Annotated in this window: 18 protein-coding genes; 11 read left to right on the forward strand and 7 right to left on the reverse strand. The window is 58.0% G+C overall.

The annotated features are described in order from the left end of the window. Positions 1-286: 286 nt before the first annotated feature. From VL130_RS16025 to VL130_RS16055, 7 genes are all read left to right on the forward strand, one after another. Positions 287-1,060: a metallophosphoesterase family protein gene (locus VL130_RS16025; protein WP_325364339.1), complete on the forward strand. Its 774-nt coding sequence runs from the start codon at positions 287-289 to the stop codon at positions 1,058-1,060. A gap of 146 nt (positions 1,061-1,206) precedes the next feature. Continuing rightward, complete coding sequence (locus VL130_RS16030; protein ID WP_325364341.1) at positions 1,207-1,821, forward strand: polysaccharide biosynthesis/export family protein; 615 nt, start codon at positions 1,207-1,209, stop codon at positions 1,819-1,821. 134 nt (positions 1,822-1,955) lie between these two features. Continuing rightward, on the forward strand, positions 1,956-2,528 hold the full coding sequence (locus VL130_RS16035; RefSeq protein ID WP_325364343.1) for a hypothetical protein: 573 nt from the start codon (positions 1,956-1,958) through the stop codon (positions 2,526-2,528). 80 nt (positions 2,529-2,608) lie between these two features. Further along, complete coding sequence (locus VL130_RS16040) at positions 2,609-3,865, forward strand: outer membrane beta-barrel protein (RefSeq protein ID WP_325364345.1); 1,257 nt, start codon at positions 2,609-2,611, stop codon at positions 3,863-3,865. Between the two features lie 64 nt (positions 3,866-3,929). Further along, positions 3,930-6,128: a polysaccharide biosynthesis tyrosine autokinase gene (locus VL130_RS16045; protein ID WP_325364347.1), complete on the forward strand. Its 2,199-nt coding sequence runs from the start codon at positions 3,930-3,932 to the stop codon at positions 6,126-6,128. A gap of 58 nt (positions 6,129-6,186) precedes the next feature. Further along, the gene (locus VL130_RS16050) at positions 6,187-7,275 is read left to right on the forward strand and encodes a glycosyltransferase (protein WP_325364349.1); all 1,089 of its coding nucleotides are present in this window, start codon (positions 6,187-6,189) and stop codon (positions 7,273-7,275) included. Between the two features lie 97 nt (positions 7,276-7,372). After that, complete coding sequence (locus VL130_RS16055; RefSeq protein WP_325364351.1) at positions 7,373-8,824, forward strand: hypothetical protein; 1,452 nt, start codon at positions 7,373-7,375, stop codon at positions 8,822-8,824. A 3-nt stretch (positions 8,825-8,827) separates the two neighbouring features. Here the strand turns inward: VL130_RS16055 and galE are convergent, their stop codons facing one another. Together galE and VL130_RS16065 are read right to left on the reverse strand one after the other, a co-directional pair. Further along, positions 8,828-9,841, reverse strand: a complete 1,014-nt coding sequence (gene galE, locus VL130_RS16060) for a UDP-glucose 4-epimerase GalE (RefSeq protein WP_325364353.1) — start codon at positions 9,839-9,841, stop codon at positions 8,828-8,830. A 120-nt stretch (positions 9,842-9,961) separates the two neighbouring features. Beyond that, positions 9,962-10,993 carry a glycosyltransferase family 1 protein gene (locus VL130_RS16065; RefSeq protein ID WP_325364355.1) on the reverse strand — a complete coding sequence of 344 codons (1,032 nt, stop codon included), beginning with the start codon at positions 10,991-10,993 and terminating at the stop codon, positions 9,962-9,964. 381 nt (positions 10,994-11,374) lie between these two features. Here VL130_RS16065 and VL130_RS16070 point away from each other — a divergent pair, with 381 nt between their 5' ends. Further along, positions 11,375-12,685, forward strand: a complete 1,311-nt coding sequence (locus VL130_RS16070; RefSeq protein ID WP_325364357.1) for an O-antigen ligase family protein — start codon at positions 11,375-11,377, stop codon at positions 12,683-12,685. A gap of 2 nt (positions 12,686-12,687) precedes the next feature. Here the strand turns inward: VL130_RS16070 and VL130_RS16075 are convergent, their stop codons facing one another. After that, a complete protein-coding gene (locus VL130_RS16075) occupies positions 12,688-12,963 on the reverse strand; it encodes a hypothetical protein (RefSeq protein WP_325364359.1) in 276 nt (91 codons plus the stop codon). A 487-nt stretch (positions 12,964-13,450) separates the two neighbouring features. Here VL130_RS16075 and VL130_RS16080 point away from each other — a divergent pair, with 487 nt between their 5' ends. Then, positions 13,451-14,212 carry a sugar transferase gene (locus tag VL130_RS16080; RefSeq protein ID WP_325364361.1) on the forward strand — a complete coding sequence of 254 codons (762 nt, stop codon included), beginning with the start codon at positions 13,451-13,453 and terminating at the stop codon, positions 14,210-14,212. Positions 14,213-14,378: 166 nt separating this feature from the next. Then, positions 14,379-14,837, forward strand: coding sequence for a YaiI/YqxD family protein (locus VL130_RS16085; RefSeq protein ID WP_325364363.1), 459 nt, complete (start codon positions 14,379-14,381; stop codon positions 14,835-14,837). A 192-nt stretch (positions 14,838-15,029) separates the two neighbouring features. Here VL130_RS16085 and VL130_RS16090 read toward each other — a convergent pair whose 3' ends face one another. After that, positions 15,030-15,485 (reverse strand): Lrp/AsnC ligand binding domain-containing protein, encoded by a 456-nt coding sequence (locus VL130_RS16090; protein ID WP_325364365.1) that lies wholly within the window; start codon positions 15,483-15,485, stop codon positions 15,030-15,032. Positions 15,486-15,607: 122 nt separating this feature from the next. Here VL130_RS16090 and putA point away from each other — a divergent pair, with 122 nt between their 5' ends. Continuing rightward, positions 15,608-18,679, forward strand: a complete 3,072-nt coding sequence (gene putA, locus VL130_RS16095; RefSeq protein WP_325364367.1) for a bifunctional proline dehydrogenase/L-glutamate gamma-semialdehyde dehydrogenase PutA — start codon at positions 15,608-15,610, stop codon at positions 18,677-18,679. A gap of 2 nt (positions 18,680-18,681) precedes the next feature. On the opposite strand, the gene VL130_RS16100 is transcribed toward putA, so the two are convergent. The 3 genes from VL130_RS16100 to VL130_RS16110 all read right to left on the reverse strand — a co-directional run bounded on the left by VL130_RS16100 (position 18,682) and on the right by VL130_RS16110 (position 22,304). After that, positions 18,682-19,665 carry a glycosyltransferase family A protein gene (locus VL130_RS16100; protein WP_325364369.1) on the reverse strand — a complete coding sequence of 328 codons (984 nt, stop codon included), beginning with the start codon at positions 19,663-19,665 and terminating at the stop codon, positions 18,682-18,684. 50 nt (positions 19,666-19,715) lie between these two features. After that, positions 19,716-20,591 carry a glycosyl transferase gene (locus tag VL130_RS16105; RefSeq protein ID WP_325364371.1) on the reverse strand — a complete coding sequence of 292 codons (876 nt, stop codon included), beginning with the start codon at positions 20,589-20,591 and terminating at the stop codon, positions 19,716-19,718. A gap of 207 nt (positions 20,592-20,798) precedes the next feature. Then, positions 20,799-22,304 (reverse strand): oligosaccharide flippase family protein, encoded by a 1,506-nt coding sequence (locus VL130_RS16110; protein WP_325364373.1) that lies wholly within the window; start codon positions 22,302-22,304, stop codon positions 20,799-20,801. Positions 22,305-22,554 lie beyond the last annotated feature (250 nt).

A 22,554-nucleotide genomic window follows, 5' to 3' on the forward strand; every position in this document is an offset into this window, starting at 1 on the left:
TATACAGGCCATAACCATCACATCCTCTTTGCGGTTATGGTATCCTCTCAAACAACATTCAATTTCCGGATAAAAAGTATCGTCAACAACTCATGTAAAGGTATGGTTTACATAAATTAAGATTATAATTTAATGATGCGCGTCGCCCCCTTCACTGCAGGCTGTGATTTGCGCGGGCTTTTTTCCCACACCGCTGTGCAAATGATTAAAATCGGACGGCCTGCCCTTGAGTGTTGCATTGCGGAAGAATAGACTGTTTCCGGGTTTCGGGATTAATCACACACTCATGCTGGCAGCACTCAAGTCTTTTTTCGGGACATCGAGGTCAAAACCTGAGCCGCCGGCGTCGCGGATCGGGCGGCTGGTCTATGCGATCGGAGATATACATGGGCGTCTCGATCTGTTCGAGCGCATGATCCAGCATATCCGCGCCGATGAGATGGCGAGGACTGAGCGTCCCCTGATCGTCCTGCTGGGGGATTATGTCGATAGGGGGCCGGAGTCTTCCGCCGTCCTGTCACGTATACTGGAGCTCCAGAATGAGGTGTGGTGCGACGTTGAGGTGCTGCTCGGGAATCACGAGGAATCTCTGCTGAAGTTCCTGTACACGGCGCAGCATGGCCCGGCCTGGAACGATTATGGCGGTGGCAGTACGCTGGGATCATATGGCGTAGCCTTGCCTGCGTCCCGTACCGATCCGGCACAGTGGGAAGAGGCGCGCCAGACGTTCGCCGCGGCCCTGCCCGAAGCGCATCTGGCGCTTCTCAAGACCATGAAGTATCTGCTGAAGGTCGATGACTATGTGTTCGTTCATGCGGGTGTCCGGCCGGATCAGCCGCTGGAGGCGCAAGGGCCGGAAACCTTCCTGTGGGTGAGAGGGGCTTTCATGGCGTCGGAAAAAGCATGTGATTTCGTGGTGGTGCATGGCCATACGCCGGAAGACGAGCCGGCCGACAAGCGCTGGCGCATCGGTATCGACAGCGGCGCTTATGCCACTGGCGTGCTGACGGCGGTCCGGCTGAAGGATGTTTCGCGCCGTATCATCCAGGTTCGCCTGTAGTTTACCTGTCTGGTCATATCTTCTGGCAGGCCCTATTTTCTGGCATGGGTTTTGCAGTCTTGCTGGTCAGATAGGCTGTAAACGGCATATGTAAGCGTATATAGCGTAAAATTGGGACAACCTCCTTTAAATTCTTGAGAGGCGACGTGAACAGATTGCAGGTATTTTCGATCCGGCTGCGGCTGGCCCTGATGGGGCTGGCGCTCACGGCAATGACCCTTTTCGGCACAGGCGGCGCAGTGCACGCCCAGGTGGCTGATGCGCCGGTCGCCGTTCCGGTAACGGCGACAGCGAGTGCTGGGTATGAATACAGGCTCGGTTCGGGTGACAAGATTCGCCTGATCATTTTCGGCGAGCCGGATCTGAGCGGTGAGTTTATGATTTCGGGCGACGGCGTGGTGTCTCTGCCGCTTATCCGCGAAGTCCATGCGGCCGGCCTGACGGCGACGCAGTTGCAGATGAAGATTGAGAGCGCCTTCAAGGAAGGCTACCTCAAGGACCCGCGCGTCAGCATCGAGGTGCTCAGTTTTCGGCCATTTTACATCCTCGGTGAAGTCAACAAGCCGGGCGAATATCCTTATAGCAACGGTATAACGGTTGTGAACGCCGTCGCCCTGGCGTCAGGCTTCAGTTACCGTGCCAATCAGAAAAAAGTGTTCATTCGCCATGCCGGGGCGACGGCCGAAGAGGATGTGCCTCTGACATCCATGACGCTGGTGGCGCCAGGCGATACGATTCGCATCGCCGAACGTTACTTTTAGGTATCACTTTAGGTGTAATCGCTTTGCACCGAAGGCGGTTTAGGCTAATGAGCTTGAATCGATAACAGTATTATGATTTCGTTTTAGCAAGTGCGGGAAGAGATTCTTCTCGCCGCCGAGGGGACTCGAAGACAATGAAAAAGATCATCCTGGGACTTGGCGCCGCAGTCGGCCTGTCGGTCGCCGCCGTCGCTGTCGCCGCGCCTGCCGGTCTTGCGCCGGCGAGCGTCGAAAAAGTATCGTCCTCTTTAGCGATGAAGCTGGTTTCGACGGCGAACCAGGCGGAAGAAGCCGCTTTCGTCGCCCTGGGCAGCGATGCCGCCGCCATAGCGAACGCCACGGGTAACGGCCCGTCGGTCGCCGGTGAAGGCGCCAGCCAGCCTGGCCAGAGCGCTCACGCGACGGCACGTGACGCCGCGGCCTCGGAAGATGTCATCGCCCTGATCGTCGTCGCCATCGAAAACGACATCAAGGCCCAGGTGGCCGCCGGGGTTCCTACCTTAAGCATCTCCACGGCCCTGACCCGCGCCTCCAATACACCGAACCTGTCAAAGAACGTCGCCGCCGCTTTCGGTCGCGTCCAGGGCGACCTGACGAAGCTGTTCGATCAGACGGCGCCCGGCGCGATTAATGGCCGCGGCAAAGGTTACAGCCTGCCCGTCGCACCGAATGGCGCACCGGCAGGGGCTGGTTATCGCGCGGGTTAATCCGGCGCATTTTTGTTTTAGTTCCGGCCCGCGTCCGCAGGGCTTTTTCCAATAACTTTGTCAGTATGACGGGGATAAATATGAAATACGGCACATCGCTGGTGGTGCTTTCCGTTGCCTTGCTTGCAGCCAATGCAGCGCACGCGCAGGATTCCAATTTCGCTCGTGACCGCAATATCGCGGTGACCGAGCGCATCCCGCCTGAATATGAACCGCGGGGCTTGCGCTGGGGCGTATTCGACGTATCCCCGTCGCTTGATATCGATGTGAGCCGCAACGACAACATCTATTATAAAGACATAAACGAGGTTTCGGACACCTATTCGGCCATAACGCCGGCTGTGCGCATCGCTTCGGACTGGGGCCGCCATCAGTTGACGGCCTCGGTGCGTTCGACCATGACGAACTATGCCGACAACGACAACCAGAACACCACGAGTTGGGAAGCGGCTGTTGGCGGGCGTCTCGATATCCACGGCCGTAGCAATTTGTTCGGCGGCCTTAGCTACAGCGATGGCTTCGAGGCGCTTTACGAGCCGGCGAGCCAGACCGTTTCGACGTCTCTGATCAAGCCGATTGAATACAAGGCGTCCGTCGTGAACGCCGGTTTCGTCGCGGAAGGCAACCGTCTGCGCTTTACCGGTCAGGCAACCCTGACCGATATAAATTATGAAAACGCCATTCTGGCCGGCGGCCCAATCTCTCAGGATTACCGGGATTACAGACGTGTGGAATATGCCGGTCACGCCGACTATGCGTTGAGTCCCGACACGGCGCTTTATGCTGCCTGGATTGGAAATACACGTGATTATGATGACCAGACCATAAACCGCGACTCGGACGGCTACGATGTGGCTATCGGCGCCAGTTTTGATCTAACGAACCTTATCCGTGGTGAAGCGCAGCTTGGCTATCAGGAGCAGACCTATGACAATCCGGCGTTTGAAAAGGTGGACGGGGTGTCGTTTTTGGCGAACATCCAGTATTTTCCGACCCAATTGTTGACTGTTTCCGCCAAGACGGCCCGCACGATCCAGGAAACGCCACAACTCGGCGCGTCCGGCTATACATCGACGGCCTCGGAGATCGGGGCGGATTATGAATTGCTCCGGACGCTGGTTCTCAGCGCATCCTATGGTTATACGACCGACGAATATAACGGCGTCGATCGTACCGATGACCGGACGACTTTGTGGTTAGGGGCCAAGTATCTTGTCAACCGCCACATCGTCATTCGCGGCGGTTATACCTACAGCGAGAACAAATCCAAGGGCGGCGACGCGATTCCGGGTTACAAGGACAACGCATTGAAGGTTTCTTTAGGTCTTCAGTATTAAGGTGTAGGTCTCGGATAAATTAATCCGGGCTCCTGTTCAATCTCACGATAATCTGGCACAATTTATGATCTCGGATAAACACTCCACTGAAACCGATGTGTCGGACAGTCTGCTGCCTTCACTCGACCTGGCCGCCATTATTGCGGATTTCAGACGGTTCAGTCGATTCTTCGCGGTTATTTTCGGATGCGTTTTCCTGCTGATTATCGTGCCTGTGCTGATGCAGGTGCCGCGGTACACGGCGACGGCCAGCGTGATGATGGACCCGCGGACCATGAACACGACGTCGGATCAGGATGTTCTGTCCGGATTGCCGCCCGATGCGGCGACGGTTGACACCGAGGTCGAGATACTCAAATCCAATTCGCTGGGTGATCGGGTTTTGCGCTCTTTGCAACTGGATCAGGACCCCGAATTCAATCCATCGCTTAGCGGCAGTCATTTCTTCGGTTTGATCAAGAACACGTCGGATAGCCATCGCTTGACTCCTTTGGAGGTCCAGGCCCGGCACGAGGATGTGCTCAATAATGTCCTGGATCGATTAACGGTTGAGCGTTCGGGCGCGACCCGGATTATCACGATCTCCTTCACCTCGACCTCACCGGAAAAGGCGGCGCGGATCGCCAATGAATGGGCGCGTCTTTATCTGTCGCAACAGTTGGAGACCAAGTTCCAGGCCACCAAGGAAGCCAATGACTGGTTGAATTCACGCCTCGGCGACCTGCGCACGCAGGTTGAAGCGGCCGAGACGGCGGTGCAGCAGTACAAGATTTCGCATAATCTTCTGGCGGTTTCGGCCGACAATACGCTTGGCCAGCAGCAGATCACCACGCTCGATCAACAATTGGCCGGTGTGAAAGTGGATCGGGCCGAAAGCGAAGCGCGCCTGTCGGTCGCCAGGCGGCAGCTGCATACCGGTTCGAGCGGTGAAGATGTCGGCGAAGCGATGAATTCCGATGTCGTCAAGAACCTGCGCGCCCAACGGGCGCAGGTCAGCCAGCGCCTGGCCGATCTCCAGTCACGCTATGGCAGCAAGCACCCGGATATCATCAAGGCGAATGACCAACTCGCCGATATCGACGCTCAGATTCGCGCCGAAATCCAGCGTATTCTGTCGAATCTTGAAGCGCAGGCTGAGATCCAGCGTCAGCGCACAGCGTCGCTCGCCGGCAGCGTGGCGCAGGCGAAGGGGCAACTGGTTGGCAACAATCAGGCGATGGTCAAGCTTAACGAACTGCAACGCAATGCCGATGCCGTCACCACCTTGTATCAGTCCTATCTGGATCGTTTCAAACAAACCTCATCGCAGGAAGGCATTGATCGCTCCGACGCCAGGATCGTATCGAACGCCGCCCTGCCTACCGGGCCGAGCGCACCGAAGATTCCAATCTCCCTGGCCCTGGCCTTCATTGGTGCGCTTGGCGCGGCTACAGGATCGGTTTTGATCCGTCGCGCGCTGGACAGCGGCCTGACGACGGCGACGGATGTCGAAACCATCCTGCGCCAACCGCACCTCGGTAATATCGCCGATCTGACCTCGACACTGACGCGCGGTCAGAAGGCGACGCCGGCACAATATGTGGTTGATAAGCCGCTATCGGTTTTTTCCGAAGGCTTCCGCATTATGCGCGCCGCCCTGATCTATTCGCGTATCGGTCATGAAGTAAAGGTTATCGCGGTAACCTCGTCCCTGCCGGGCGAAGGCAAGACGACGACTGCCGTCTGTCTGGCGCGTGTCATGGCGCTGTCGGGGCAATCTGTCGTGGTGGTCGATTGCGACCTGCGCCGTCGCTCGATCAACCAGTACATCACCGGCCCCGTCGAAGGCGGCTTACTCGAAGTCCTGGCCGGTAAGGCTGAACTGAACGATGTTCTGATCAAGGACGATCTGACCAACGTTCTGTACCTGCCATTGGTTGAAAGCGCCTATACGCCGAAGGATGTTTTCGGCTCCGAAGCGATGGATATTCTCCTCGATAAGCTGCGTGCCAGCTTCGATGTGGTGATCCTCGATACGGCGCCGGTGCTGGCTGTGGTCGATACCCGTATCCTGGCGCGTAAAGCCGATGTGGTGGCCATGCTGGTTCGCTGGCGCAAGACGCAGCGCAAGGCCGCCCAAGCCTCGCTCGATCTGCTCACCGAAACCGGCGCCCATGTTTGCGGTGTTGTGCTTACCCAGGTCAATGTCAAGGAACAGGCCAAGTACGGCTATGGCGACAGCGGCTATTACTACGATCAGTACAAGAAGTACTATCAGGAATAGCCCCCTTGTCCCTGCGTAAAGGGGCGCAGGACTATGGGTGTTGCAAGGCAAATATCTGATGAAAGTCGCTATCGTTCACTATTGGCTGGTCGGCATGAGAGGCGGCGAGAAGGTTCTCGAATGCCTGTGCGAATTGTACCCGGACGCCGATATCTTCACCCTGGTGGTGGATCGGAACAAGCTGTCCCCGACTCTTCTGAAGCACAAAATCACCACTTCTTTTCTGCAAAAAATCGGCGGCCGGCGCTTTTACCAGAAGATGCTGCCGCTGATGCCGCAGGCCCTGGAATCCTTCGATCTGTCGGGGTATGACCTCATCCTGTCGAGCGAGGCCGGACCGGCCAAGGGCATTATTCCGCCGCCGGATTCCGTACATATCTGCTACTGCCATTCGCCGATGCGCTATATCTGGGACCTCTACCCGCAATATTATCGCAAGTCCGGCTGGTTGGCGCGCCTGGCTATGCGCCTGACCTCAAGCTGGCTGCGTGCGTGGGACGTAACGACCTCGGCGCGGGTCGATCATTTCATCGCCAACTCGGCCTTCGTGGCCAAACGTATCGGGAAGTTCTACCGGCGCGAGGCCACGGTTATCCATCCGCCGGTCGATGTATCGCGTTTCGAGCCATCCGACGCACCGGAGGACTATTACCTCTGTGCCGGCCAGATCACGCCTTACAAGCGTATCGACATCGCCATCGAGGCCTGCACGCGCCTGAACAAACGGCTGATCGTCATTGGCTCAGGGGCGACTAAGGAAATGAAGCGCCAGGCGGGACCGACCATCATCTTCCTCGACAAGATCGATGACCAGGCGATGGCGCACCATTTCCGCAACTGTCGGGCGCTGCTCTTTCCGGGCGTGGAAGACTTCGGCATCGTGCCGCTTGAGGTTATGGCCAGCGGCCGGCCCGTTCTGGCTTACCGGCGCGGCGGGGCGGTCGAAACGGTCGTCGACGGCCAAACGGGTCTGTTCTTCGATGTGCAGACCGCGGAGAGTCTGATGGACGCTATGGTCCGGTTTGAGACGAGGCCGGATGATTTCGATCCGGCTGCTATTCGCCTGCACGCCCAGGGCTGGAACCGTGATATCTTCAAGGGCCGGCTGCAAACCTTTATTGAAGCGCAACTGCGGGATGTGGCATGAACTTGTCAGCCAAACCGAAACATGACAGAAAGACGTCTTGGTACGCGCACCCGGACACCATCGTTTTTCACCTGAACCGTAAGGGATTATAGGGCAGATGGACTATATCCCGATAGCGATATTCTGGGGACTCGCTGTGATCGGCCTGTTTGGCAATAGGTCGCTCCTCATCTATCTTTTTTTTGCGACCATGCCTTTTGGGTCTTTCGCCGTCTTCCCGACGACCATGACGATGGGCCTGACCTTCACGCCGACGCCGATCGTCGCCTGTCTCCTGTTTTTGCGAACATTCCTGACGGGCAGGGCGATCAAGTTCGGCCTCTCCGCCCTTTTCGCACCCCGGGGGCTGGTGTTACTGACGCTGTTCTGGGCGGTCGCCGTCCTGGTGACGATATTCAGCCCGCGCTTTTTCGCGGGCAGCGTCATAATCGTCCCGATGAAGCTGACACGGTATCTTCAGTCCGAATTCCTGGAGCCGACGACGCAGAATATTTCTCAAATCATGTACCTGACCATTTCGGTCATCACGGTCGTGACGTTCGCCCGTCTGATGCTCGACGCCAAACAACAGCAAGAGGCGCTTAAAGCGCTTTGCGTTGGTGGAGCGATAACGATCATCACCGGTGTGCTGGATTTTGCGAGCCATTTTGCGCCATTGGAATGGCTGCTTGAGCCTTTTCGCACGGCCAGTTACGCGTTATTGACGGACGTAACGCTTGAAGGCGGCACAAGGCGTGTCGTTGGCCTGATGCCTGAAGCGTCCAGCTACGGCGCCCTGTGCACCCAGTTGCTGACATTGCTGTATTTCCTGCGACATGCCATCACCGATTCCTTTTACCGCAACAAGGTGGTTCCAATCGTGGCGGCGTTGCTGCTGCTGTTTGTCTGGCTGTCCACGTCGTCTTCGGCCTATGTCGCTCTTGTTGTTTTCGGCGCCTTCGCCGGGCTGGACTTCCTGTGGCGCGCCAAGAAAGCAAGGCGAGGCACCAGGGCCGGACGCGAACTGGAACTGGAATTCTGGACGGCCTCCGCCGTGGCGGCGATCGTATTTATGGCCTTCATCGCCCGTCCGGAAATTTTCGATTCGATTTTCAGACTTTTCGACCAGATGGTTCTCAAGAAGACACATACTTCTTCTTTCGAGGAGCGTTCTTTCTGGACCCTGACCTCATGGCAGGCCTTGCTTGATACCTATGGTCTGGGAGTCGGCATGGGTGGCACGCGGGCGTCCAACGAGATCGTCGCCACTTTGAGCAATACAGGCGTCTTGGGCGGACTGCTCTATTACGGCTTCGCGCTGCAATCCATGTTGCGGCGGGCCTATCCGGGGGATGCTGTCAATGTCGCGCTGGTTTCCGGCCTGCGCTGGTCTTTCCTGCCCGGTTTGACGGCGGGTATTCTGGCGGGCACCTCGGCGGATTTCGGTCTGAAGAATGCCTTCCTGTTCGGCACGATGTTCGCTGCCGCCATCGTTTCCTGGCACAACCGGCGCAAGAGCACTGATGTCGCGCCGACGGGCACCGAAGGGACGCGAAAGGTATCCGCGTGACGCCTATATCACCCTTGCCGGCGTAAGGGGGAGGCTCTTTTGCGGATGGGCCTTCTGATGCCAGGCCCATGCCGAGCCGATGATATCTTCCAGTGACGAATAATGCGGGGCAAAGCCAAGAACGCTGCGCGCCAGAGCAGGTTGCGCCACCAGAATGGCCGGATCACCTTGACGGCGCCCGCCCGTGACGGCCGGCATTTTACGGCCGGTAATGCGCTCAATCGCCGACAGGACCTCAAGCACCGAATAACCGGTGCCCTGACCCAGATTATAGGCGCCACCGGCATGACCATCAGCCAGAAGGCGGGCCGCCGAGATGTGGGCCTCCGCCAGATCCTTGACATGGATATAGTCGCGGATCGCCGTACCGTCCGGCGTCGGAAAATCGCTGCCATGAATGATGAATTCATCAATGTATCCGAGCAGGTACATCAGGGCGCGCGGAATGATGTGGGTTTCGTTGTCGCGGAATTCACCAATCTCGCCGTCGAAATCGGCCCCGACCGCATTGAAATAACGCAGCGCGATCGAGCGGATACCATAGGCGGCGCTGTAATCATTCATCATATGCTCGCAAATCAGCTTGCTGCGGCCGTAAGAATTGATCGGGTTTTTGGCGCAGGTTTCATCGATCGGCACGATTTCCGGCTGTCCGTAAATGGCACAGGTCGATGAGAAGACCAGGGAACGGCAGTCTGTCGCGCGCATGGCTTCGAGCACGGACAGTGTGCCGGTGACATTGTTGCGGTAATAGCTGGCCGGATCCGTTACGGAATCCGCGACGCTGGCCAAGGCGGCGAAGTGCATGACGCAACTGGCGTTATAACGGCGGATGGTGTCGCTGAGCAACGCCGTATCGAGCAGGTCGCCCTTTACCAGGGGGCCGTATTTGACAAAGGACTCATGGCCGAGGGACAAATTATCATAGGTCACCGGCTGGATGCCTGCGGCGAGCAGTGTTTTGCAGGCCTGGCTGCCGATATAGCCGGCGCCGCCCAGAACAATGATGGATTCCATGAGATGCGTCCGCTTTACCAAATAGGGCTGATAGTTATATAACTTACTGATTATATGATTAAAATTAACATTCAAATAATTTTCGGTTTTGAACCGGACGGGTATCGTCCGGTTGTGATCCTAAAGCAACAATTCCTTGGGAACAGGGATATTTTCCACCTCGGCAATTGTTCGCAAAAGCCGGCGTGCGGCGCGGTCCCAGGTGAATTTTCCCGCCTGATGCAGCCCTTTCGCACGTATGTCGTCTCTCATGGCCTCATCTTTTACCAAACGTGAAATCTGTTCGGTCCAGGCGGTGGCGTCGTGCGGATCGGCAATCAGCGCCGCATCGCCGCAGACTTCCGGCAGGGCCCCGCATGGCGCTACAATTGACGGGCAGCCGAGCAACATGGCTTCCAGCGGCGGCAAGCCGAACCCCTCCGTCAATGACGGGCAGGCGAAGGCGACCGCCCCCTGCATCAAGGCCACCATTTCTGCGTCTGATATGCGTCCGAGAAACAATACGTTTTCAGGAACCCCATACCCGATGGCTTGAAAGTCCGCGGCCGTTGCGCCGCCGAAAAGCGCCAAGGTCGTGTGTTTCAAAGCGGGATCGGCAAAGGCTTCCAGAAGGACACGGATATTCTTGTGAAACTGGGTATTCGCCAGAGACAGCACATAGGGTTTGTTTTGAAGAGCATAACGCCCGATCGTTGTGTCATCCGGTATGATGCGCAGGATATGATCGCAGCCATTGGGGATGACGCTGATCTTTTCCGCGGGCGCCACGCCGTAACGCACAAGCTCTGATTTGGAAAAGGCGGAGACGGTCAGGATATGTTTGTGATGCCGGCCAATCAGGGGATGGGTAATTTTATACCATGTCCGAAAGGCGAAAGAGTAAGAGGCGGGCATCGAATAGACCTGCGCATCATGCAGCATTGTCATGGCGTTGCGCCTGACCAGAGGCCCCGCATTGCACAGGCTGACGCACAGGCCGCCGGAGGTCAGGCGGGGCAGGTCGAATTGTTCCCAGAAGACGCCCGAAAGGCGCCCGCCGGTCTTGCTGTGCACCAGGTCAAGTTTCGGCTGACGGCGGATGTCTTTTGGCGTGGCCAGGGTCAGGTCAAACGCTGCGGCGAGCGCCGGTTCCGCAGAAAGGAGGCTGTCCACCGCGACGATCAGTTCTTCGGCGACACGATGCACACCCGCCGGCGAGGCGGTGAGGAACCTGCCGTTAAAATAAGCCCTGCATGGCGTCGGCGGGCTGCTTTTTGCGAGTAAAGACTGGGGGCGCCTTTGCATAATCTTGGCATCAAAAGAAAAATTATCGGCGTTCATCAGATTTGCGGGTTTTGAATGGGGCAAGGGTGCGGTTTTGTATTGATTACACTAAGCACGCGGACCTTTATATATGTTTAGCCTGATTGTTTTTGCACAAATTCTTTCCCGCGCCATATGTGGCAGAGAGGGCTTTTTTGCGCTTTACGCGAGAAGGGCCTCGTACTTCGGCACGGCCTCCTCTAAGATCGGGTAAAGCTGGTGAGGGAACGCATGGGGATTCATAAATATTCTGCCTGGCTGTGGCCGGGGTTGGTTTCGGTGGTCGTTTTGACGGCCTTCGCCATACGCGGTTCCGACCTGCCGGCCGCCGCGACGATGCTGGCGGCCCTTTTCGCCGCCTTGACGGCTGCGGCCTTCATCCTGCCGGTTGCCGAAAATCCGGCGCTTGCTCAGCGCAAGGCCGTCAAATCCCTCCTGATCGCTTTTGCGATTTTTATCGTTGCGCTTGCCCTATCCACGGCTTTTGTCGTTTATGATCCCTCGGCGGCGTGGCTTGCGGCTATAAAACTGGGCGGCGTTATCTGCGCCTTTGCGCTCGGCCTGCGCTGCTCGCTGACGGATGATCGGGCAAAAAGATTATTCGAGGCCCTGCTGTATGCCGGCGGAGCCTGGGCGGTGGCGTCCATCGTCATGTTCATCCTCGATCCGGCCGGCATCTATGGTTTCGAGAAATTCGGCGCCGGACGCCTGACCGGCGCGTTCAGTTCCCCCAACAGCGCGGGCACTCTTTTCGGCGCCCTGGGCGTCATGGCGCTCGGTCGCGTCGTTAGTCGTATGCTGACCCGGCAGGAGCCTCAGATCCTCGAACGTATAGATCCGGTGATGGCGGGGGTTTGCGCGGTCAGTCTGGCGACCCTGATGCTGACGGTTTCACGCGGCGCCATCTTCTCGACGATGATCTGTGCGGCGGGACTGTGCGTTCTGCTGCTGCACCGGCGCCTGTCCGTCCCTAAACTGGCGGCCATCGGCGCGGCGGCGCTCGTGGGGTTGGCCGTTATTTTCGCCACGCCCCTCACAAGCGTTATCGGGCGGTTTGACGGCATAGACGGTGATGCACTGGAGCGGGCTACAATCCTGAAAAGCCATTTTAGCTTCGCCGCGCATAAGTCGTGGCTCGGTTCGGGCCTGGGTTCATTCAATACGGTGAACGATCATATCGTAACGGCTGAGGATTATCCGGCGTTGGCGGTCATGCGGGCCATGCACAATGTTTATCTTCAGTGGTTCGAGGAAACAGGCATTGTCGGACTTGCCGGGCTGGCCCTGCTGAACCTCGCGGTCCTGGCGCCGATGGTTTCAGGCGCGCGCCGGCGCCATCAGATGGGCGGACGTATCTGGGCCATACTGGCGGGATATCTGGTGTTCCTGCTGCATGGCTTTACCGACTACGCGTTTCAGGAGCCGGCGCTGGCTATGTTTGTAGCTCTGTTGCTCGGGTGTGGCTTCGCTATGGCCGGCAATACGGCAGCTGCCCGTGGGACATTGAGCCACGATCGGGGAACCACGACCGGGGAGGCTTGATTTCAGAATACCAGGTGCAGGAGCGCGTACCAAAAAGCAGCGCAGACGACCGACATGCCGATGAGCGTCCAGCCGAAAGGAATCTTGGTGACCTGCGCCGCGTCACGCCCGTGTCTGGCGCCCCACGATTGTTCGAGGCTGGCTTGCAGGGCAAGGGCAGGCGAGTGGTGTGGGGTCATATCGGCACGGGCCGCCATCAAGGTTACGGAATCGGAAGCCGTCTCCCGCACTTCAGGTAGCATTTGTGCCGTTTCAGGCTTTGCCTTCAAGCGCGACATGGGCTTCTCACTTCAACACGTTATAATATATGGCATCATGACATTTAATGCTTAAGGCTTGCTTTCAGTAGTTGGTTAACGAAAGGTTGGGGGCATTTAAGGCGTGCTGTGTATGTGTAAATTGTATTGTATGAATATGAAGCAATATTTATTTTAATAATTGCAAATTCGTGGTTAATGTTATGTATATTTGGGTGGTGTTGAAGTAATTTTGTGAGTTATACGGAAAATTGGTAGTTATTTTTTGTTTATTAATGGAAATTTGATATCATTACTTTCGTGGCAAGGGCTGGCATGTTTCATGCATATCTCCGGGTTCACCTGCGAAGCCGGAGTTCAGGCCTTTATGTCGATCTAGTATTTGTGGTATTAAAATACCATAATATCGTTGTGGCAAAAAAGGCCAATTTGGGGCAAAAAATGCGCGAACCCTATATGCCGCATCACTTGCGCCTTGACTCCAGCGACGTTACACAAGCTTAATTTCATGCGGATTATAAGTCGATTGGAAAACCTGATGTACTATGTAAGGGGGCAAAGCGTTCAGATTGACGGCAATGCCGACCTGACCTTGCAGTATGCGATCATCGAAAGGTCGCGTCCGTCTTTCCGTGCGTTCCAGACATTGCGCAAGCGCTCTTCGGATATACTTATCCGCACGCTCGATATCGTTATAAGCCTGTTGGCGTTGATTTTCTTCGCGCCGGTGCTGATTTCCGTCGGGCTGATGGTCAAGGCGCAGGATGGCGGTTCGATATTCTATGGCCAGACCCGTATTGGTTACGGTGGCCGCAGCTTCACCTGTTACAAGTTCCGCAGTATGCTGGTGGACGCCCAGATTCGCCTCAAGAATCTGCTGGCCACCGACGCCGCCGCCCGTGCTGAATGGATACGTGACCATAAACTGAAGCACGACCCGCGGATTACTGGTTTCGGCCGTTTCATCCGCAAGACCAGCCTCGATGAGTTTCCGCAACTGTGGAACGTGCTGAAGGGCGATATGAGCCTGGTTGGCCCGCGTCCGATCGTCCATGACGAAATCTGCAAGTACGGCCGGACCTTTGTTCGTTACGCCTCGGTCAGGCCCGGCATTACCGGCTTGTGGCAGGTTTCCGGTCGCAACAATGTCAGCTACAGCCGCCGTGTGGCTATGGATCGCCTGTATTGCCGCCGCCGCAACCTGTGGCTCTACCTCTATATCCTGGCCGCCACCGGTCCGAGCATCCTGACGCAGCGTGGTTCCTACTAGAGCACAATCACTGCATCGGTCCGATGTCTTCCGGTCGCCCGGTCCCGGAATGGCGCATTGAACCACATCGCCGGGAAGAGGGCGCCGTCCTCTGGGGGTCATGCAGTCTCAGTGAAAAGACACAAAAATGTGTGGGCGCGATGGGGGTGATCTGTTACGACGCGGCATGACGATCACCCTCTTTATCGATGCCGACGCCTGTCCTGTAAAGGACGAAACCTACAAGGTCGCCGCCCGTTATGGGGTGAAAACCTTTGTAGTATCAAATAGTTTTATCCAGATCCCCCAGTCGCCGCTGATCGAGCGGAGGATCGTCGAGGCCGGGCCGGATGTCGCCGACGACTGGATCGCCGAACAGGCGGTGGCCGGCGATGTGGTGATCACCAACGATATTCCGCTGGCGGCGCGGGTTCTGGCGAAGGACGCCCACGCCATCGCACCCAATGGCCGGGCCTTTACGCCTGATTCGATCGGCGCCGCACTGGCCAGCCGTGCCCTTATGGAACATATCCGCTCGACCGGAGACATCACCGGCGGCCCACCGCCTTTTTCCGCCGCCAATCGCTCGCAGTTCCTGCAAACCCTCGATCAGGTCATCATGCGTGAGAAGCGCCGGATGCGATAATCACGCAATCAGGACGATTGTTGCGGATCGCATATGCAATGTGATTAAAATTGATACGATCGCTCTTGAAATATCTCGCATTGCAGCATATTATACGATTGTTCGACGCTTTTCAGCGTTGATGCCCTTCCTGGGCGTTTCCTCCCTGTAAACTTGGCCGCGCCGTAGTGCGCGGCTTTTTTTTGCCTGCAACTACACAGGCAGGGCCTGGGTATTTTTGACCTCTTCGAGCACGGCATAGGTCCGGGTTTCGCGTACGCCGGGCATATCGACCAGCGTAGTGCCGAGGAAATGCCGGTAAGCGGCCATATCCTTGACACGCACCTTGATCAGGTAGTCGAACCCGCCGCCGACCATATGACATTCCATGATTTCCGGCCGGCGCATCACGGCGCGGGCGAATTCCTCGAACAGGCCGCTTGTCGTGCGGTCAAGCAGGACCTCGACAAAGATCATCAGGGCGCAATCCAGCTTCACAGGATCGAGCACCGCCATAGTGCTGAGAATGTAGCCCTTGCTGCGCAGCCGCTTGACGCGGTCAAAACAGGCCGCCGGCGAGATATGACAGGCTTCAGCGAGCGCCTGGTTGGTGATCCGGCCGTCTTCCTGAAGGGCGCGCAGGAGGCGGCGATCCATTTCATCAAGCATGTAAATTCCTTCGGAAAAATAGCCTTTTTTGCAAATTATCATCGGCTATATAGGAAAAAATACCAAGCACCTTCGGCCATATCCGAAATATACAGGATATATAACCTGTAGGGAAGACCGCCATGAAAATGCAAGGTGCGCTCGATTTCGCCCGCTCGGAAATGATCGCCCTGTTGCGCGCGGTCGAACCGGATGTTCTGGAAAGTCTGCTGCCGGCGGCCACGCTCGATGCCGCAACGCGCGCGCGCGTCCTCGGCCAGGCCGGCTTGATCCTCAATGATCTGCGCGCGGCGCAAAAGTCCGGCTGGATCAACCGCTTCCTGCATGAATACCGCCTAAATACCCAGGAGGGCGTGGCGCTTCTGTCCTTGGCCGAGGCTTACCTGCGCGTTCCCGACAGCGCTACAGCGGACCTGCTTATCCGCGACAAGCTGGGGGACGCCGACTGGAAAGCGCATTCCGGCCAGTCCGATTCCAAACTGGTCAATTCCGCCACTTTCGGATTGGTCCTGACGCGCGCATTGGTTGCCGACGAGGGCGGCGCTTTGAAAGGGCTTCTGGCGCGCGCCGGCGAACCCTTTATCCGCGCCGGCGTCGCCGCCGCCATGAAAATGATGGGGGGGGTCTTTGTCATGGGCCGCAATATCAACGAGGCGCTTGACCGTGCCGCCAGGCCGGAGAATAAAGGCTTTACCGCCAGTTTCGACATGCTGGGCGAGTCTGCCCGCACAACCGAAGACGCCGAGCGCTATTACACATCCTATGAGCACGCGATCGCGGCTGTTGGCGCGTCGAAAAAGGTGCCGGGCCACAATATCTCGGTCAAGCTGTCGGCCCTGCATCCGCGTTATGAGGTCGCCAATGCCGCCGCCTGTGTGCCCGAACTGACCGAAATGATGACGCAACTGGCGCGCCAGGCCGCTGGCCTCGGGATCGGCTTGACGGTAGATGCCGAGGAAACCGAGCGTCTGATGATGTCGCTTGATATCATCGAGGGCGTGGCGCGCAATCCGCAGCTTTCCGGCTGGGAAGGCTTCGGCCTGGCCATCCAGGCCTATGGCAAGCGCTGCCGACCGCTGGTCGGCTGGGCGCAGGCGCTTGGCGCCGCCACCGGCAACAGGCTGATGGTCCGGCTCGTCAAGGGCGCCTATTGGGATTCCGAGATCAAGAAGGCCCAGGTCGACGGCATGAGCGACTATCCGCTTTTCACGCGCAAGGCGGCGACCGATGTCTCCTATCTCGCCTGCGCCCGTGACATGTTTGACGCTTCGCACATCTATCCCGCCTTTGCCGGCCATAACGCCCTGACCGTCGCCACCCTGATCGACTGGGCCGGCGAGCGCCGTGACTTCGAGTTCCAGCGTCTGCACGGCATGGGGGAGGGCCTGCATGAGCGGCTGGTCTGCGAGGAGGGTTTCGCCTGCCGTACCTATGCGCCAGTGGGGGGGCACCGCGAATTGCTCGCCTACCTCGTGCGCCGCCTGCTGGAAAACGGCGCCAACAGCTCATTTGTTCATCAACTCGCCGACACCGCCATCACGGAGGACATGCTCTTGGCCGACCCCGCAACCCGTATCTCGTCCGTTCAGGGCCGTCCGCATCCTGGCATCGCCAAGCCAGCCGACCTGTTTCCCGGCCGCATCAATTCGGCGGGCCTTGACCTGAACGACGCCGCGACGCTGACAAGCGTATTGACCGTGGTTGCCGAGGCGCACCCCGTCCACGCCACGGCGCTTGTCTCCGGTCAACCGGTGACCGGCGAGGCCCGTCCGGTGATCAATCCGGCCGATGGCACGATGGTCGGTACGGTCATCGAGGCCGTCGCTTATGATGTCCGCCGCGCCATTGCCGCCGCCACGGCTGCCGCACCGGTCTGGAATGCGCGTCCGGTGGAAGAGCGCGCCGCCTGCCTGGAACGTCTGGCCGATCTGCTGGAAGAGAACCGTCCGGAACTGCTGCGTCTGGCCGTCCGCGAAGCCGGCAAAACGATCGGTGATGCCGTCGCCGAGGTGCGTGAAGCTGTCGATTTCTGCCGCTATTACGCCGTGCAGGCCCGCTCTGGTCTGGCACAGGAAATCCTGCCGGGACCGACCGGCGAACGCAACGAACTGCGCCTCGTCGGACGTGGCGTCTTTGCCTGCATCTCGCCTTGGAATTTCCCGCTGGCCATCTTTCTCGGCCAGATCACGGCAGCACTCGTTACTGGCAACGCCGTGGTCGCCAAGCCGGCGCCGCAGACGCCGCTCATCGCTTTCCGCGCCATCGAGCTGGCCTACAGAGCCGGCATCCCGCCGGAAGTCCTGCATTTCCTGCCCGGCGGTGTCGAGATCGGTGACGCCATCATTTCACACACTGGGATCAATGGCGTGGCCTTCACCGGCTCCATGCCGACGGCGCGCACCATCGCCCGCAACCTGCTGAAAGACGACAACCGCCCGATCGTGCCGCTGATCGCCGAAACCGGCGGACTGAATGCGATGATCGTCGACTCCTCGGCCCTGCCGGAGCAGGTGGTGGCCGATGTCATCACCTCGGCCTTTCGCAGCGCCGGCCAGCGCTGTTCGGCCCTGCGCCTGTTGATCGTGCAGGAGGATATCGCCGACAATCTGCTGAAAATGCTGACAGGGGCAATGAATACCCTGGTGACCGGCGATCCGGCCGATATCCGTACTGACGTTGGGCCGGTGATCGACGCGGCGGCCCGTGATAAACTTGAAGCCTATCGCCAGTCGGTGAAGGATAAGTGGGTTCATGCGCTGGAAAAACCGGCGGGCACGGGCACTTTTGTGCCGCCAACCCTGATCCATCTGGAACAAGTTGAAGACCTGACGACGGAATGGTTCGGCCCGTTGCTGCACGTCGTCACCTGGAAGGCCGGCGAACTGGAAGATCTGGTCGGCCGCATCAATGCCCAGGGCTATGGCCTGACCATGGGGGTGCACAGCCGCATCCGCTCGACCGCGGAAACGGTAAGCAAGCTGGCGCGCGTCGGCAACCTCTATGTCAATCGCTCGATGATCGGCGCGGTGGTCGGCTCGCAGCCATTTGGCGGCGAGGGCCTGTCCGGCACCGGCCCGAAAGCTGGCGGCCCGCATTTCCTGATGCGTTTCGTCAGCGAGCGCACCATCTCGACGGATACGACCTCGGCCGGCGGCAACGCCACCCTGCTGTCACTGGCCGAAACGGATATTTGAGCCTAGTGGCTGAACCTCAACTGGATCAGTTTCCTGGCGATCGGTTTCGGGGCCAATAGTGTCAGTATGCTCCAGGCGAGCAGAACAACCCTGTGTTTGCGCGACATGGCGTCAAATGTGAAGGTCGTTGTGAGTGTGTCCTTCAGCACCTGATATTTGTTATCCCACGGAAGGGGATGCAGCGCCGGACTGAGCGTCACCGAAGGAATCCGGTGTTGAAGGACATGCAGGTTTTTGCGGAAAGTGGCATCGGGTATATCGATGCCAACAGTCTGCGCAATGCGTTGCGAGTACAGGAATCGCGCGTAGCCGCGCGCGACCTCACGGGCAAACTGGCCTTCCTTAGCGAACAGGTTACTGTCATTGCCGCCGTGAACACGATATTTCACCAAGGGTTTTTCGACGGTCACGACATCGCCGAAAAAGGGCGCCGCAGTCACCAGTTCTGAGTCAGGGGCGTCGCCACAGGCATTGTCGAGCGGAAAAATTTTGTCGAGGAAGGCGCGCGCATAAACGTTCCCCGAACCGGGCGGTGTGGAGTAGGTGGTGAGGCGGACGGCCCAGTCGCTTATTTTTTCAGGTGTTGGCGGGGGGGTATAGGTAGGGAAACACGAACCGGTCGGTCGTCCGTCGCTGTCGATTCGTTCCATTAGAAACTGCACCTTGCTGGTGCGCGGGGTGGAGACGCGCGCCACTTCTTCGGCAATCGAAGGATCGAGCAGATCGTCCGCGTCGAGGAAAATAATCCAGTCGCCGGTGGCTTTGGCAAAGCCGACATTGCAGGCGATGAGCTGCCCGGCATTCTTTTGCAGGATAGGGAGAACGCGGTCGCCATAGGCGGCGATAACCTGCCTTGACTGATCCGTGGAGCCGTCATCGACAACAATGACCTCGACGTCGGGCCATCTGATGGCAAGCGCACTGTCTATGGCTTTGCCGACAAAGCGTTCGTAATTATAATTCGCAATTATGATGCTGAACTTCAACTTGCCGACCTTTTGCAGTCTTACCGAACGACCATCTGGTCCGTTGCCGCCTACATTTCCAAAATTCGCTGCGGGTCCACCTTACCCCTGGCCGCGTCGCCCAGGGCTATCAGATTGCCGACCAAGCGGCCACGACGGTCAACCCAGGGTTCAGGCCAGAGTGACCGGGCCATATTCATCGCAATGTGTCTGGAAATCTGACCGAATGCCATGGTGGATTCAATGCTGCCCTTGCGATTCAGGTAGATCAGGTTGACGATCTGGCTATATCCCATGCGCTTGCCCGGTGTGCGGCCCTTTTTGCTCCCCTGGTGAACGCCACGTATCCGGTTGCAATTCACGATCGGGCCCAGGCGCGCCATGCGGCGAGAAAAATCGACATCTTCCCACCAGGCGTAAAGGGGAAGGGTTTCATCAAATTCGATGCCCGCTTTCCGGGCCACATCGATGCGCACGGCCATGTTGCAGCCATAAGCCGAATAGGACGGCTTCAACTCGCAGACCGGAAGCGGCGGCAGGGCTTCGATGATGCTCACGGCTTCATCCAGGCTTATGCCCTTGCCCTTGATGCCGTCGGCGACCACATCACCGGTGGCCATCAGGACGTCAGGGTTGTTTGCATAAAGACTTTCAAGTTCAGCCATAAAAGTGGCTTCAGGCAGGAAATCATCATCAAAAAAGATAACGATATCCTCGTCAGCCATTTGTCGCAATATGGCGTTGCGCTGCGCCGGCAAACCGCGCGGTCCCCGGACGACGTGGGTCGGGCTGGGAAAATCCTTCAGGCAGGTCTCATCCAGGTCAGCGTCGCTGGCGGGGCAAATATAAAGAGCATCGGCGGGGCGCGTCTGGCGGCGAAGATACCCGACCGTCTCGGACAATCCTTCACGGCGTCCGGCTGTGGCAATGGCGATCGCTATCTTCATTCGGCACCTGCCGCACCGAAAATAACCGACTGTACCAAGGTAAGACGCATACTGAACTCCGAAGCTGCCGGGGTGATGAATAAGACGCTGACAAGGGTCAGTGCTTGTTTTTCTGGCTTGTTTCCTGACGCGGTTGCAAGAAACGGACCACAGAATCTGTCCGGCTGATGCCGGATGAAATACCGTATCAGGCTGGACGCTCCCGGCCTATACTTTTTTGACGGCCTGCCCTTTTCTGATGATGTTTCCAGCCATTCGGACCGCCAGGCTTTCGTAGCTGTCGGGACAGCCGGCCAGCTTCCAAAGCGCCAGATTTCCGGCGGCGAAGAGGATGCCGGCGCCGGCGCCTACCCAGATCAGGTTTAAAAAGAGGTAGAGCGCAGACTCCTGGGCGCTGAATGTCCTCAAAGCAAGCAGCAGGAAGGCTGCCGACGGCAGCATCGCCGCGACCGGACGTACAAGCGCCAGAAGTTGTGTTTTCACGGACAGGCCGATCAGATGCCTGACGATAAAAAGGCAGGTGACGAAGACAACAGCGGACGAAATGGCGTGCCCGATAAGCACGCCCTGCAAATGCAGGGTGGTCGCCAGAACCACGATAAGTGGCACCTTGACCACGAACTGCACCATCAGGTTGACGAACACCATGCGCGTCTGGTTCAGCGCCATGGCCAGCGGAGGCAGGATGGTGGAGGGCAGCATGGCGATCGCCGTAAGGGCCAGCCATGCCAGAATAGGGGCCGTTTCCAGCCATTTCGGCCCTAATATGAGCCGTACGATCGGCTCTGACAATATGGCGATCATCAGCAGAATAATACCGACCAGTGATAAAATGCCGGCATAGACTTTCAGATAGATGCGGGCCAGGTCCGTCTTGGCGTGTGTGGCCACAAAGGCCGAGTACAACGGTCCGGAAAGGGGCGCGACGATGGCCTGCAACGGGATGCCGATCAGGTTGTCGGCCGCGGTGAAACGACCGAAGGTCATGGTGTCGACAAAACGCGGCAGGACGATCTTATCCACCTGCCAGTTAATCGCCGATAAGACCTGGCCGGCGGTGTTCCAGCCAACCATGTCGGCGAAGAGGCGCCATTGGGAAAAATCGAACCGGATACGCTGCGGGGCAAAAATATAGGAGGCGATCATCATAACCAGTGTGGTGGAGACCATGCCGGCGGCAATAGCCCAGTAACTGTGGGTGGTGATGGCGAGCGTTGTGGCGATTACCAGTGAAGCGGCCTTGCCGAATATTTCGAGCGCCACATTACGTCTAAAGTCGAAGACGCGGGCAAATTCGGTCAGGCGCTGGCTAACCAGTCCGCGCATGGCCGGGGCTGTGGCCAGCACACATTGCAGGGCGATAAGCCGGGGTTCGTGATAGACTATCGACAGCGGCCATGACAGGACGGCGAGGACGGTGACAATGGCCACCGAGCGAAGAACTGCCATGGAGAAGGCGGTGTCGTACATCTTGTCCGTAGGCTTTTCCACATTGAGCAAAACGGCAGACAGGGGCAGTTCAGACAGCGCCTCCACCACCTGGACCGCGATCAGGGCCATGGCGACGACGCCGAAATCGGCGGGGCCAAGAAAACGCGCCAGAACGAGCAGGGATATGAAATCGAGCGCCTTGCCGGCCAGTTTGCCGCCAACTGTCCAGGCGCCGGCCCTGGCGGTGCGTTCGGAAAGCGGACGGCTTTCGGATTTACTCATGACGCTGCTCTTACTGTTGCGACAAAAGCCGGCGGAGATAGAAGAGGCGCAAAAGTCATATATCGCTGCGTCCGGGGTAAAGACTCATTCGGTCAGGCGTCTCCGGAGCCGGAGTCCATGCGCTTCTCTGTCATCTTTCGGTTCGCCTGACAAGTTTCACCGGATGCAAATCAACCATCGGCCGTTTTCGAATACTGGCCCTTATCTTGCATAACAGACCTGCCTGTGCTTGGATACCGGCAAGGGCGAT

The sequence above is a fragment of the Asticcacaulis sp. genome (assembly GCF_035497195.1).
Classification (GTDB): Bacteria; Pseudomonadota; Alphaproteobacteria; order Caulobacterales; family Caulobacteraceae; genus Asticcacaulis.

Excerpts from the sequence above, each read along its gene's own strand:
- VL130_RS16025 (WP_325364339.1), top strand. The coding sequence starts at position 287 with ATGCTGGCAGCACTCAAGTCTTTTTTCGGGACATCGAGGTCAAAACCT.
- VL130_RS16035 (WP_325364343.1), top strand. The coding sequence starts at position 1,956 with ATGAAAAAGATCATCCTGGGACTTGGCGCCGCAGTCGGCCTGTCGGTC.
- VL130_RS16040 (WP_325364345.1), top strand. The coding sequence starts at position 2,609 with ATGAAATACGGCACATCGCTGGTGGTGCTTTCCGTTGCCTTGCTTGCA.
- VL130_RS16045 (WP_325364347.1), top strand. The coding sequence starts at position 3,930 with ATGATCTCGGATAAACACTCCACTGAAACCGATGTGTCGGACAGTCTG.
- VL130_RS16050 (WP_325364349.1), top strand. The coding sequence starts at position 6,187 with ATGAAAGTCGCTATCGTTCACTATTGGCTGGTCGGCATGAGAGGCGGC.
- VL130_RS16055 (WP_325364351.1), top strand. The coding sequence starts at position 7,373 with ATGGACTATATCCCGATAGCGATATTCTGGGGACTCGCTGTGATCGGC.
- galE (WP_325364353.1), bottom strand. The coding sequence starts at position 9,841 with ATGGAATCCATCATTGTTCTGGGCGGCGCCGGCTATATCGGCAGCCAG.
- VL130_RS16070 (WP_325364357.1), top strand. The coding sequence starts at position 11,375 with ATGGGGATTCATAAATATTCTGCCTGGCTGTGGCCGGGGTTGGTTTCG.
- VL130_RS16075 (WP_325364359.1), bottom strand. The coding sequence starts at position 12,963 with ATGTCGCGCTTGAAGGCAAAGCCTGAAACGGCACAAATGCTACCTGAA.
- VL130_RS16080 (WP_325364361.1), top strand. The coding sequence starts at position 13,451 with ATGCGGATTATAAGTCGATTGGAAAACCTGATGTACTATGTAAGGGGG.
- VL130_RS16085 (WP_325364363.1), top strand. The coding sequence starts at position 14,379 with ATGACGATCACCCTCTTTATCGATGCCGACGCCTGTCCTGTAAAGGAC.
- VL130_RS16090 (WP_325364365.1), bottom strand. The coding sequence starts at position 15,485 with ATGCTTGATGAAATGGATCGCCGCCTCCTGCGCGCCCTTCAGGAAGAC.
- putA (WP_325364367.1), top strand. The coding sequence starts at position 15,608 with ATGAAAATGCAAGGTGCGCTCGATTTCGCCCGCTCGGAAATGATCGCC.
- VL130_RS16105 (WP_325364371.1), bottom strand. The coding sequence starts at position 20,591 with ATGAAGATAGCGATCGCCATTGCCACAGCCGGACGCCGTGAAGGATTG.
- VL130_RS16110 (WP_325364373.1), bottom strand. The coding sequence starts at position 22,304 with ATGAGTAAATCCGAAAGCCGTCCGCTTTCCGAACGCACCGCCAGGGCC.